At 38.3% G+C, this 13,556-nt stretch carries 10 protein-coding genes; 4 read left to right on the top strand and 6 right to left on the bottom strand.

Annotated features, from left to right (window positions below; all coding sequences use genetic code 11):
* Positions 1-99 precede the first annotated feature (99 nt).
* Entirely contained in the window at positions 100-594 is a 495-nt protein-coding gene (locus tag N7931_RS06275) for an REP-associated tyrosine transposase (protein WP_262792725.1), read from the top strand.
* A 113-nt stretch (positions 595-707) separates the two neighbouring features.
* Here N7931_RS06275 and N7931_RS06270 read toward each other — a convergent pair whose 3' ends face one another.
* The 5 genes from N7931_RS06270 to N7931_RS06250 form a co-directional block, all read right to left on the bottom strand.
* Entirely contained in the window at positions 708-947 is a 240-nt protein-coding gene (locus tag N7931_RS06270) for a hypothetical protein (RefSeq protein WP_262792723.1), read from the bottom strand.
* Positions 948-1,222: 275 nt separating this feature from the next.
* Positions 1,223-3,352 carry a phosphate acetyltransferase gene (gene pta, locus N7931_RS06265; RefSeq protein WP_262792721.1) on the bottom strand — a complete coding sequence of 710 codons (2,130 nt, stop codon included), beginning with the start codon at positions 3,350-3,352 and terminating at the stop codon, positions 1,223-1,225.
* Between the two features lie 24 nt (positions 3,353-3,376).
* Positions 3,377-4,567 (bottom strand): acetate/propionate family kinase, encoded by a 1,191-nt coding sequence (locus tag N7931_RS06260; RefSeq protein ID WP_262792719.1) that lies wholly within the window; start codon positions 4,565-4,567, stop codon positions 3,377-3,379.
* A gap of 202 nt (positions 4,568-4,769) precedes the next feature.
* Positions 4,770-5,240: a hypothetical protein gene (locus tag N7931_RS06255; RefSeq protein WP_262792718.1), complete on the bottom strand. Its 471-nt coding sequence runs from the start codon at positions 5,238-5,240 to the stop codon at positions 4,770-4,772.
* On the bottom strand, positions 5,240-6,394 hold the full coding sequence (locus tag N7931_RS06250; RefSeq protein WP_262792717.1) for a PepSY-associated TM helix domain-containing protein: 1,155 nt from the start codon (positions 6,392-6,394) through the stop codon (positions 5,240-5,242). Before N7931_RS06250 ends, N7931_RS06255 begins: the two co-directional genes overlap by 1 nt.
* Before the next feature lie 130 nt (positions 6,395-6,524).
* Here N7931_RS06250 and N7931_RS06245 point away from each other — a divergent pair, with 130 nt between their 5' ends.
* The 3 genes from N7931_RS06245 (at position 6,525) to sbcD (ending at position 10,612) form a co-directional block, all read left to right on the top strand.
* Positions 6,525-8,666, top strand: coding sequence for a TonB-dependent siderophore receptor (locus N7931_RS06245; protein ID WP_262792715.1), 2,142 nt, complete (start codon positions 6,525-6,527; stop codon positions 8,664-8,666).
* Between the two features lie 131 nt (positions 8,667-8,797).
* Positions 8,798-9,127 carry a DUF1820 family protein gene (locus N7931_RS06240; RefSeq protein ID WP_262792713.1) on the top strand — a complete coding sequence of 110 codons (330 nt, stop codon included), beginning with the start codon at positions 8,798-8,800 and terminating at the stop codon, positions 9,125-9,127.
* Between the two features lie 249 nt (positions 9,128-9,376).
* Positions 9,377-10,612, top strand: coding sequence for an exonuclease subunit SbcD (gene sbcD, locus N7931_RS06235; protein ID WP_262792711.1), 1,236 nt, complete (start codon positions 9,377-9,379; stop codon positions 10,610-10,612).
* A 3-nt stretch (positions 10,613-10,615) separates the two neighbouring features.
* On the opposite strand, the gene N7931_RS06230 is transcribed toward sbcD, so the two are convergent.
* On the bottom strand, positions 10,616-13,525 hold the full coding sequence (locus tag N7931_RS06230; RefSeq protein WP_262792710.1) for an EAL domain-containing protein: 2,910 nt from the start codon (positions 13,523-13,525) through the stop codon (positions 10,616-10,618).
* Positions 13,526-13,556 lie beyond the last annotated feature (31 nt).

Below are 13,556 nucleotides of genomic sequence, written 5' to 3'. Positions count from 1 at the left end.
GGGTCGAGCGAAGCGAATCCCAACAATCGAATTTAATAGTGCACGATCTAATATTTATTCTATAACTATATAACAGGCTGATTAAAAAGGAATTTAAATGTGCATTATCGAAGATGTTTTGTAAAAGGCGGCTGTTACTTTTTCACTGTTAATTTAGCTGAGCGCGATAAATCTTTATTAACGGATAATATTCATTTATTACGAAGCAGCTATCAAAAAATGCTTGCCACCAGACCCGTCAAAACGATAGCAGCCGTTGTGCTGCCTGATCATTTGCATGTTATATGGCAACTACCCGCAGGAGATTGTGATTTTGCGCAAAGGTGGCGTCAAATCAAAGTTAATTTCTCAAGGCATATTGTAAAAAATGAAAGAATCAGTAAAAGTCGATTGGATAAAAATGAACGTGGCATTTGGCAAAGACGCTATTGGGAGCATTTAATTCGTGATGAGGATGATTTGCAAAAACATGTAGCTTACATCCATTATAATCCTGTGAAGCATGGCTATGTTTTATCGCCAGTTGACTGGCCATATTCAAGTATTCATAAATACATTAAGTTAGGTTGGATCAAAGAGGATTGGGGGTGCTGATAAATTTTAGTTTGTTGGCAGATTCTGTTGGGGTTCGCTTCGCTCGACCCAACCTACTCGGGCTTCAAGAGTAATTATTAAAGGAAATATTTTTTATATAAACTATATACCATTTATTTTTTAGCTCTTTTTAGAATTAACCGTAATAATTTAATAAAATCGTAAATAATCAGCACACCTAGTAGAATCAAAAAAATAGACTCTTCCATTGCCCTATATCCAAACAACCCTGGGTATTGCTCAATATTTGCGTCTATACCTCGCCCTTCAAAACTTCCTTGTTTAATTGAGCTTGCAGTCCAATCGTATAGAAATATAAAACACATACACATCAAAATAATTCTTGCTATCATATAAATCATTTTTGGTACAAAAGTGAGTTAGCCCGCGTAGGTTGGGTCGAACGAAGTGAATCCCAACAATTTATTTAATATACAAAATGTTGGGATTCGCCTAGGCTCGTGCCAACCTACTAAAAATGCAGAATTTGAGCAGGTTAAACGTCAGCTTTTCAGCAGTCAACTGACATTTAAAACGCAATGCCAAACCTCCACAATTGGCACAAACAACCAGGTTTGATTAAATGCTATTAACCAAACCTGACAGAACAAGTTAAGCCTTATTCAAATCAAACATTTTGCGCCTGAATTGCAGTTAACGCGATGGTATAAACGATATCTTCTACCAAAGCGCCACGGCTTAAATCATTAACTGGTTTGCGTAAACCTTGCAGCATAGGGCCAATGCTCACTACATTTGCTGAACGCTGCACCGCTTTGTATGTGGTATTGCCGGTATTTAAGTCTGGGAATACAAATACGGTTGCTTGACCCGCTACCGGGCTGTCGGGTGCTTTTTTCGCTGCAACATTAGCAACCGATGCTGCATCATACTGCAATGGACCATCGATTAATAAATCTGGACGTTTTTCTTGTGCGATTTTAGTCGCTGCACGTACTTTATCTACATCGCTGCCAATTCCACTTTCGCCTGTACTATAGCTGATCATCGCAATTTTAGGGGTAATACCAAATGCTTTAGCCGAATCACCTGACTGAATTGCAATATCGGCCAGCTCTTCGGCGCTCGGGTCAGGGTTAACCGCACAGTCACCATACACCAAAACTTGCTCTGGCAAACACATAAAGAAAATAGATGAGACCAGTTTGCTCTCAGGAGCAGTTTTAATTAATTGCAGTGCAGGGCGAATTGTATTGGCTGTGGTATTAACCGCACCCGAAACCAAACCATCTACTTTATCTAGTGCCAGCATCATAGTGCCAAGTACAACGCTGTCTTCAAGCATTTCGCGAGCGGTATCTTCGGTAATTCCTTTATGTTTTCTAAGCTCCATTAGTGGCGCAACATAATCATCGACAATAGAGGCGGGAGCCACCAAAGCAACATTTTCTGGTAGCTCTAAAGATAAGCTGTCTGCGGTGCGTTTAATGGTTTCAGGATCGCCCAATAAAATACATTTAGCGATTTGTTTTTGTGCACAAATCACCGCTGCATGAATGGTTCTTGGTTCTTCACCCTCGGGTAAAACAATGGCTTTGGGTTGTGAACGGGCAGACTGAACTAAATGATGGCGAAATGCTGCCGGAGATAATCTTGGGGTCCGTTTCACTTTTAAATGTTCGGCTAATGAGTTGACATCCAAAGACTCAGCCACCGCATTCATCACCTGCTCCATACGGATATTATCATCTGCTGGTACGTCAGAATTTAACTCATCCAAATATTGCGCTGTGCGATAAGTATTGCTGCTAACCAGCATAACTGGCACACCGGTATCAAATGCCGCCTGACATAAATTCATTAACGCTTTATCTGGTGTATAGCCACCGGTTAATAAAATACCAGCCAGTGGAACGCCATTTAGTACAGCCATACAGGCAGTTAATAAAATATCGTCTCTATCGCCCGGAGTAACCACTAATGTGCCAGCTTTTAGGGTATGCAGCATATTGGTTAAAGTGCGCGCACAAATACTAACGCCTAATACACGGCGGTTTAAATCGGCATTGTCATTTAAAATCTGACAATGCAAGTGCTGCTGAATATCAATGGTACGTGGCGCAAGTAATTGAGGGTTATATCTAACCTGACCTAAACATTTAAACCCTTTGGCTTTAAATACAGCTAACTCAGATAAGTTTTTAACTGGTTCTATGGGTGAAACCTCGCCGTCGTCCAGCGCCATTAGTGCCTGTACTCTGCCAGCGGGGGCGCCCACTTTATTTAAAATACAGCCTAAAACTTTTTTACTGCGAGTGCCGCCATAAAAGTTAGATGATAAGCTAATTTGTTGATTTAGCTCCAATTCGGTTAGTTCGTTTTTGGCCGAAACTAAAATGACATCACTGTCGAGGGTATTGGCAATTTGAGTATTAATCCGCACAATAAAAGGTAAATTTTTGTGTGGTACTAATCCCTCAATAATTAAAATATCTGCATTCTCAGCACTTTCTTCACAAATGGTGACGACTTCTTCCATTAGCTGCTCAATTTCGCCATTGGCAAGCATACGCTGAGCTTTTTCAAGTGGAATTGGGTCGGGTGGATTTAACCCTTGCATCGCATTAACAAATAATAATGAGGGATCAATTTGTTGCGCCTGACCACTGTGTTGGGCAATTGGTTTGCAAAAAGCGACTCGTAGGCCAAGCTGATCTAAAGCTCTAACTAACCCTAAACAAACTGAGGTTAACCCCGCCCCATAACCTGTAGGCGTTAAAAATAAACTGTGCTTCAAAATAAACTCCCGATTAAAATTTGGTTAAGCCTGAGCTGTTAAACGAATGGTATCTTGCGCGATAACCCATTCTTCCTGAGTCTGAACAATAATCGCTTTACGTGAATCTGGTGTGGTTATAATGCCGAATGTATCACCGCCCTGATTATTCAGGTTTTGATCTAACTCAAATCCTAAAACCGCAAGGTGGTTAATCACTTTGCCTCGCACTAAAAATGAGTTTTCGCCAATTCCACCGGTAAATACCAAAGCATCAAACCGGTTTAAACCAACTACCATACTGGCGATGCTTTTTGCCAAACGATAAGCAAATACCTCAATTGCTAATGCTGCTTGTTTATCACCATCGGCGGCTTTAGCAGATAAGGTGCGCATATCGTTACTGGAGCCGGATAAACCTAATAAACCACTGCGTTTATTCAGCATATCTGTGATCTCTTTAAGTGATAAATTAAGCTTGTCGGCTAAAAACTGGTGAATGCTTGGGTCAATATCACCACTACGAGTACCCATCATTACTCCTTCGAGCGGGGTAAATCCCATACTGGTATCAACCGATAAGCCATTTTGTACTGCACTAATACTACAACCGTTACCTAAATGGGCTGTAATTACGCCGGAGTTATTTTTATCTAAACCTAAAACTTCAATCGCCTTGCCTGCTACATATTGATGGCTCGTGCCATGAAAACCATATTTTCGGATGCCTTGCGACTCGTATAACTCATAAGGTAAGCCATATAAAAAGCTATGTTCAGGCATGGTTTGATGAAACGCGGTATCAAATACGGCAACTTGCGCAATATCCGGTAACTGTTCCGCCACCGCATTTATCCCGACAATTGCAGCCGGATTATGGAGCGGAGCTAAAGCACTGCAAGCTTCTATTTTATTTAAAACACTTGGGGTAATTAAAGCCGACTCTTTAAAGTATTCACCGCCATGAACAACTCTGTGGCCAATTGCGGATAATGAATCAAATAAGTTGAGTTCAGTTAATACACTAAAAAGCTTTTTTAATGCCAGCGCATGATCCGCTTCGCCTAATGAAACCTGAGATTTTTCGCCTTGATACTGCCAGCTAATTTCGGCCTGAGCTGTTGATAATCGTTCGGCTATACCGGTTAAATCCGCTTGAGCTTTATCACCAATAAATAAACAAAATTTCAGTGATGAACTGCCGGAATTAATAATAAGGTAACTCTTGTTGTTCAATCTAAACTCCTTGAAAATGCGCATAGCAAATATTTGTCCATAGTATAGGACAAATACTTCACAGTTAACCGGGTTTAGATCAATAAATTCAGATAACTAAAATAAAAAAGATGAATTCAACAACAATAAATTTACAACAGAAAAAAGCAGAATAAATAGGGTATTTATTCTGCTTTAGTATTTGAAAAGGTATTTGAAAAGATTATAAAGTGACTAGCGCTTGCGGAATATCCCAGCTTTGCGTTAAAACATCACCTTGCCAAGTTTCAATAATTAACCAGGCTTTATCTTTAGCTGAAATAGCTGGTGGTGCAATAGCATGCACGTGCTGACCATGACGGCTACCATGCAAAATGCCTTCTTCGTCTAACGCCAGTTTACTCAGTTTATGCGGCGCTTCACCCAAACTAAAATAAGCCTGACGAATATTTTTAATATCGCCTTCGCCAAACATTAATAAAAAGTCTTTTACGTATTCATCATGATGCGAATAAGGTGGGTCCATATTAAATGGCATTGGCGTTATTTTAAACTCACCAACCGTTTTTTCACCCCATGCATCTGGAAATTTTGGGTTCATCGACTGATATAAAAAAATAAAAGGCAGAATTAAAATCAATCCACTTAAACAAAATTTATTACGTTGCCACCAAGTGCTAGAACGTTGAGCCATTAGTTAGCCTCCTGTTGTTTTAATGCCGCTGATTGCTCTGCTGTATTTTTAGCTTTAACCAATTTACTGCCCCAGATCATAAAACCTGTAATTGACATGCCAGATAAAATTAAGCCAAAAAAGAACCAGATAAATTTTGTCCAGATCCCACCAATTGTGCCGTAGTGAAGCGGATCGGCAATATGCGAAATGGTTTGGAGTGTGGTCATGGTTTCCGGAGATTTCGTATTTGCGATCTCACCCGTCCACGGATTAACACTTACGCGATATGAATACTGGTCATAAAAAATAAAATCACCCGTTCCGATTAAAGTATACATGCCTCGGTTATGCTCCGGCAGCATTAAATATCCAGGTGTAAAATCCGGGAATTTTTGTTCAGCAACTTTCATTGCTTGTGCAAAACTAACTGGAAACTCAGGCGCTTGAGCTTGCATTGGTGGTAATTGTTGCGCTTGAACAAGTGGATCATGCGGCTCAATATCAACTCCTGCGTGCCACATTATTGCCTGAATTAAATACCAAAGTCCGGTTAAACTCATCACCGCTAAAAACCAGATAGACCAAACGCCAGATACCCGGTGCAAGTCAGTTAAAAATGCTTTTTTACCCTGATTAACCCGTATTTTGGGTTTGACAAAAGCACGCCAGAAATTTTTATAAATAACTAAACCAGTAATCAATGCGCCCATAATCACAATCGCCATTGCACAAACTAAGTAATACCCTATGCTATAGCTACTCTGCCACGGAAATAACAACCAACCGTGCAAACCGCGCATAAATCCAATAAAGGTTATCCCTTGATTCATTTCCTGAATTTCGCCAGTGTACTGATTTACATAAGCTTTACCCTGAGGTATGCCCTTATCGGTAAAAATAACCGCTTTAACTAAATAAGGCTCGTAGCTAATAACCGTACCCACATCAGCGGTTGGATAAGCTTTTTCAACGACTTCAATTAATTCTGCAATGGGTTTTTCCGGTAAATTATCAGGGTTACTCGCCCGTGCATTCGGGTTAGTCAACCAAGTGAGTTCATGGCTAACAACAGCTATTGTACCGGTTAAACACACAGCACAAAAAATCAGCCAAATAGGCAGTGAAAACCATCCGTGTAATTTAAACCAAAAGCGAGTATTAAGTTTTGCCATTATAGAATCTCAATAGTTACAAAAGTGAAAATGATAACGATTATCAAAAACATTGACGTTGTATAAATAATACTTATAAAATGAATAAGATTCAAAAGTTAGTAGTTAAAAACTTAAAAATAGGTAAGAAATGTCTAATATACTAGCCAAAACTAAGCTGGCAACTTTGATCGGTTGTTTATGCTTATCCCAAAATGTTTATTCACAACAAGAAGATTCATCGAAAGATGAAAACATTGAAGTTATCGAAGTTAAAAGTGTGCGCGGTTATATATCGTATGTGAGCGCCACTGGCGGAAAATCTGATATCCCAATTATTGAAACTCCGATGACAGTTTCAGTATTAACCGAAGAAAGAATTGAAAATTTAGGCTCGCTAACTGTGCAGGATGCTTTAGGCTATGTTGCTGGTTTATATAATGGCCCTTACGGAGTTGATACCAGAGGTGACTGGTCTATTATTCGTGGTGTTGCTCCTGTGCAATATTTAGATGGCTTAAAAAGCTTATTTGGTTATTACAATAATGTGAGAACCGATCCTTTTGCTTTATCTCAAATTGAAATTTTAAAAGGCCCTAGCTCGGTTTTATATGGCCAAGGCTCTATCGGCGGTATTGTTAATTTAGTGAGTAAAAAACCAGAACCTGTTACCAGTGGACAGCTTTGGGCACAAGTCGGTAATTATTCTCGCAAACAAATAGCTGGTGATATAACGGGGGCGTTAAATGATGATGCATCTATTCAAGGTAGAATGATTGGTTTATGGAGAGACAGCGATACTCAAACTGATTATGTATCCGACAATAGTAAATTATTGATGCCTTCTTTAAGCTGGCAGGTTACTGACGATACCAAGCTGACCTTTCTAGCCAACTGGCAAAAAAATGAGTCTGGTACTAGCACTTCATTTTTACCTCACCAAGGCACTATTTTACCAAATGAATTCGGTCAAATACCAAGCAACCGGTTTGTTTCTGAACCCGGGTTTGATAAATATGACACAGAACAAACTGCATTAACTGCAATTGTTGAGCATGATATCAATCTGGATTGGAGTATGCGTTTTGCCACTCGTTATAGTGATAGCCATGCTGATTACCATACTATTTATGGTTGGCCGCCTAGATTACAGGAAGATAACCGTACACTAGTCAGCCGAGTAGCTTATATCAGTGATGCAGATGCGCGAGCAATAACTAGTGACTTACAGTTACATGGCACTGCATATACAGGCGATATTGAGCACAAATTAGTCTTTGGTTTTGATTATCAAAATGCTTATACAGATAACGATACCGCATACGGAACAGCGGGAACATTAGATTTATACTCTCCGGAATATGGTCAAGTTGAAAACTTAATTACCGAAGCTGATATTGTTGATAGCCCATCAAGCAAAACCTACCAACGAGGTTTTTATGTGCAAGATAATATGAGAATTGATCAAAAGTGGTTGATTTCTGCTGCATTACGACGCGATAAAGCAACTTTAGCTGTAGGTAGCCAATATGCAACTACTGGCCGGTTAGGTTTAATGTATTTATTTGAAAATGGTATCTCACCTTATATTAGCTATAGCGAATCATTTGAGCCGCTAATTGGTACTAATGCTTATGGGAAATCTTTCACGCCTAAAACGGGTGAGCAAGTTGAGGCCGGCTTAAAATACCAACCAGCTGGCACAGAGCATTTATTAACCGCATCAGTTTATAAAATTAAAGAGCAAAACAGAACAACGTCATTATCTGCCGAGCAAGTGAATGATCCTGATATTATTAATCCAAATGGGCAGGTTCAACAAGGGGAAGTCAGCTCTGAGGGTATTGAACTAGAAGCTCAGTTAGCATGGCAAGAGTTGGATATCTATGCAAGTTATGCTTATACCGATGCTTATGTTAGTCAAAGTAATACTTTAGGTGAACAAGGCGCAACTTTGTCTGCTTTACCAGAGTCACAAGCCTCTATTTGGGCAAGTTGGAATCCGGCATTTGCTCAAGGATTTTCGCTTGGTGCAGGGGCACGTTATGTTGGTGAAACATCTGACGGTACAGCTTATGTTGAACAAGGTGGTGTAGTATTAAACGATCCTCTCAAAACACCAAGTTACACATTGTATGATGCCATGATAGGTTATGAATTTGATGATTATACTTTAAGTTTACAAGCTCATAATATCACTGATAAAACCGTGATCACTTCATGTTTAGCTAGAGGTGACTGTTTCTATGGCAAGCGTAGAACCATTACCGCTAATTTCAGATATAAATTTTAATTCCTAAAACTAAAATAAAGCCAGTCTATTCATGTACTGGCTTTATTCTACAATTTGTCACCTTGCATAATTCCATTCTTCGTCAGACCCGTTAAAATAGCGGCTTTTCTTATTTTAAATTAATACTGAATATGAGTGATAAAAACCCAATTTACCTAGTGCAATTTATTAATAATGGCGAAAAATATGAATTGTATGTACGTAAACTGATGCCAAGCAATTTGTTTGGTTTTGTCGAAATTGGTGAGTTTGTCTGGAATAATCATAGCTCGCTAGTGTTAGATACCAGTGAAGAAAAACTTAAATCAGAATTTGAAAGTGTCGAAACTACTTACATTCCAATGCATAATATTTTGCGGATTGATCAGGTTAAAAAACAGGGGACCGCTAAAATTTCCAGCTTAGCGGATAAAGTGACTGCATTTCCAAACCCAATTTATACACCGAATCCGAAAAAATAACTTTCAGGCTAAAGCCTGACCTACAAGGTACTTAGAATTATTGGCTGTAGGTTGGCATTTATGCCAAAAAGTCGTTTAGTTTATATGCTGACTCAAAATAACTTCAGGCTAAAACCTGACCTATAAGGTTGGCTAGAAAGTTTGGCTGTAGGTTGGTATTTATGCCAAAAAGTAGTTTATTTTTTATATAGTTAATTTAAGACATAATTTAAAGCTAATGTCAGACTTTTAACATAACAAGGATCTTCTGTGCGCATTTTACACACCTCAGACTGGCACTTAGGACAAAATTTTTATGGAAAATCCAGAGCTGCCGAGCATCAGGCCTTTTTAAACTGGCTGCTTGAACAAGTCAGAGAGTTAAAAGTGGATGCTTTAATTGTTGCCGGTGACATATTCGATACCGGCTCGCCGCCCAGTTATGCCCGCGAAATGTTAAATCAATTTGTAGTTTCAATTCAAAAATGCAACTGCCAGTTGGTTTTATTAGGCGGCAACCATGATTCGGTTGCTATGCTAAATGAGTCAAAAGCGCTGTTTTCCTGCTTAAACAGTGAGTTAATTGCTAATGTTCAAACCGATTTATCGGCAGAGGTGATTACGCTAAATAATAGAAACGCTGAGCCAGCGCTGCATTGTTGTGCTGTGCCTTTTATTCGGCCAAGAGATGTTTTAACCAGCCAAAGCAGCAAAACAGAAACAGACTCAAAACCTGATTTATTGACCGCTATTAAGCAACATTATCAGACAGTTTATCAGTTGGCGCTGGATAAAAATAAACAGCTAAACCAAAACTTGCCAATTATGGGTACTGGCCATTTAACTGTGGTGAATGCTGCGCTGACTGAATCGGTACGCGATATTTATATTGGTAGTTTAGAGGCATTTCCAGCCAGTGAATTTCCGCCGTTTGATTATTTAGCTTTAGGCCATATTCATCAGCCACAGCAAATTGCGGATAATGCTAACTGGCGTTACAGCGGTTCACCAATTGCGATGAGCTTTGACGAAACTAGCCGTGAAAAGTCAGTTGTATTAGTAGATTTTGACGAAAAAACAACCACAAGCAAACTCATTAGTGTACCGATTTTTCAAGCTATGTTTTGTTTATCTGGCAGTCTGGCACAAATAGAAAATCAGTTAGCTGAATTATTTATTGATTCGGTTGATAAATCGTCCGCTCAACAGCAAAGCGTATGGTTAGATTTAGAAATAGACAGCTCAGATTTTCACTCAGACGTGCAAAAGCAGGCAGAGCAAATCTGTGAGGATTATCCGGTTGAAATTTTATTGGTTAGACGCAAACGCAATAAACAACTTAACTCAGGGTTTAGTGCCGCAGAAAAGCTAAGTTTAGATGAAATTGATCCAACGCAGGTATTTAAACAAAAGTTATCGGATCAAGGTTTTGAAGTAGAGCAAACCGAAAAGCTCGAAACCCTATTTGCTCAAACCCTAGAGCAAATCCGGCAGGCTGAAAATTGATGGTTAATCTATTTTTGCCTTATCTGACACTAATCGGCTTCTGACATCTTCATCTGAGATTAATGGCACAGGTTTAGCAAACAAGTATCCTTGATAATATTCACAACCCAGTTGATTTAAATAAGCAAACTGGGCTTGAGTTTCTACACCTTCCGCTATAACTTTCATTTTAAGCCCAGATGCCAAGCTAATTATCGAGCGAACTACTGTTTCATCCTGCTCACTACTTAGCATTTTATCCACAAAGTGTTTGTCAATTTTTAAAATATCAATCGGAAAACGCGTTAAATAACTCAATGATGAATACCCTGTACCAAAGTCGTCCAGTAGTAAATTAACTCCTAATTCTTTTAACTCCTTCATGCGTTTTGTAATCAAAGAAGAACCGATTAACATAATACCTTCTGTTATTTCTAACTTTAAACAAGCTGGGTTTATTTGGTATTTCAAAATACAATCGGCAACTAGTTTCACAAAATCTTTTTGTTGAAACTGGACTGCACTGACATTTACCGCAATGGTTAAATCAGTTAGTTCCGTTTTCCCTTTCCATTCACTCAGTTTACAACAGGCTGTCTCCAATACCCATTTGCCAACTTCAATGATCATGTTGTTTTCTTCAAGCAGAGGGATAAACTCAGCAGGAGAAATAAAACCTAATGTTTCACTTGTCCAACGCAATAATGCTTCAAAACCGACTAACCGGCCAGATTGCTCATAAATTGCTTGATAATTTAACGTAAACTCTTGATTCAGCAGCGCTTTGCTTAAAGCATTATTTAAACTATTTCGTTTTTCAATATTAGCTTGTAAGTTAGCATCAAAAAAACTAACCCGATTACGGCCATTATCTTTTGATTGGTACATAGCTATATCAGCTTGTTTCATTAACTCTGATAAATCTATGTTTTTATGGGAGAAAATAGTAATACCTATACTCGGTGTTATGCTAATTTCGTGACCTTGTATAAAGTATGGCTCTGATATTAACTGGCGTATATCTTCTGCATATTGTTGTGCTGCCAAAGTACATTGTTCTTTATTATCATCCAGAGACGTTAATAAAATAATAAACTCATCGCCTCCTAAGCGGGCAAGGTGGTAGGAGGGCTGCATAATAGACTCTAGTCTAAGTGCGGTTTCTGTTAACAGGGCATCTCCACCAGGGTGGCCCATAGTATCGTTGATTACTTTAAAATTATCTAAATCAATAAATAATAAAGCATGATACGCCTTATATTTATTGATTTTATCGACATCTAAATTGGCCAACATTTTAATAAAATGGTTACGATTTGGTAGTTTTGTCAAATCATCGTACATTGCCAAGTTGTATGCTTTTTGCTCAGCTAATTTTCTATCTGTAATATCAGCTCGTATGGCTATGTACCTTTCGGGCAAACCAGATGCACTAAGTAACGGAACTATGGTAGAGCTTACCCAATAAAATGAACCATCTTTGGCTTTATTGCATATTTCACCATGCCAAACTTTTCCACTTTTTATAGTTTGCCACATATCCTTAAAAAAGGATTTAGGGTGGTAATTAGAGTTAATAATTTTATGAGTGTGACCTATCAATTCATCCCGCGAATATTTAGATATCTCACAAAACTTATCATTAGCAGAAAGAATAATTCCCTTTTCATCAGTAATGGCAACAATCGCGTGTTGATCTAAAGCATGGCGCAACTCAACCATATCATTTATCGCAACTTTTTTGTCCCGTTCTGAATTTACTTTTTCAGTAATGTCTTCGGTTAAACATAAAATACTACTAATTAGGTTTTTGGAAGTATTTTCGGGAATAACTTTAGTAAAGCGGTGCACTTTTTTACCAGAAGCTAATTCATAACTAAAGTTAATTGTTTCTTTATTGCCTTTTAAAGCACTTTTTAAGTAGGGCGTTAACTCATCAATACTAGACTGCGGATAAGCCATTTTAAGCGGAGCATTGGGAGGTAAGCTTTTTAGTGCAGGGGTGATCTGAGTTGCATAATCATTTACATAGTTAATTTTAAACTCAGGTGTTAAACGAATTACGCTGAGTGGCATATTATTTAAAATCGTGTCTAGCTCTAGTTGTTTCTGTTGTGCGAGCTCTTTTGCATTATTAGCAACCAAATAAGGATGTTCGAGCTCTTCTACAAATACAGAACGATAGATAATTGCGGCAGAAATAATTTTAAGTAAATGGGCCCAAACCATACCTAAATCTGAAGGGGTTAAATAATAGACGATGGCAAATGAACAAAGAGCCATACAATAAGATGATATTGAAAAGTATAAAGATTGTGCTCTGGGATACTGGATATATTTTTTAAAAAAGAAAATCGCTAGTACTAAAAAACCTATGCCTAACAATAGCTCATAAGTCGACTTAAATGTAGTAACTCCTTTACCATCGATAAAAGTAACTGGAAAAAATGCTAGATAAAAAGTACCTATAATAAAAACGACTCCAGCGATAGCTAAACTTAACGAAAGCCAGATAAGCTTTCTACCTGGTAGCCTGATTTTGCTAGCCAGTAAAATAAAGGTAATTAACTCAGCTGTTCTAGCAATAAACCAAAAAAAGATCGCTTTTTCTGTTGAGCTAGGGGTAAAAAAATCAGGCATGCCGGGGTAAGCCAGTGCATGAATAAAATCAGCGACCCCAACTAAAGTAAACCCTAAAACAATGATATTCCCCTGTTTAGAGGCTTGATGGGTAAACCGAAAGAAAACTAACAGAACAACCGAAATAAAGACAAATACAGATACTAATTCAGCCATTAAATGCAGAACAAGATTAAGGCCTTGTTCAAATCTAATACTGTGTCCGGCAAAGATAATATAAATAGTGGTTAGGGTTGTAAAAATAAAAGTCAGTAGGTTAACGTTTTTATTGAAGGCATTTGTCAGAAACTTCATCGTAAAAATATTGGCCTTGTTAAATCTAGGT

This window comes from Catenovulum sp. 2E275 (assembly GCF_025515275.1).
In the GTDB taxonomy this organism is placed as follows: Bacteria; Pseudomonadota; Gammaproteobacteria; order Enterobacterales; family Alteromonadaceae; genus Catenovulum.
Note: the sequence above shows the minus strand (reverse complement) of the source record. Positions and strands in the feature narration are given on the sequence as shown.

Coding starts and splice junctions, on each gene's coding strand:
- N7931_RS06255 (WP_262792718.1), bottom strand. CDS start 5,240: ATGGCTCAACGTTCTAGCACTTGGTGGCAACGTAATAAATTTTGTTTA.
- N7931_RS06230 (WP_262792710.1), bottom strand. CDS start 13,525: ATGAAGTTTCTGACAAATGCCTTCAATAAAAACGTTAACCTACTGACT.
- N7931_RS06270 (WP_262792723.1), bottom strand. CDS start 947: ATGATAGCAAGAATTATTTTGATGTGTATGTGTTTTATATTTCTATAC.
- N7931_RS06240 (WP_262792713.1), top strand. CDS start 8,798: ATGAGTGATAAAAACCCAATTTACCTAGTGCAATTTATTAATAATGGC.
- N7931_RS06245 (WP_262792715.1), top strand. CDS start 6,525: ATGTCTAATATACTAGCCAAAACTAAGCTGGCAACTTTGATCGGTTGT.
- N7931_RS06250 (WP_262792717.1), bottom strand. CDS start 6,394: ATGGCAAAACTTAATACTCGCTTTTGGTTTAAATTACACGGATGGTTT.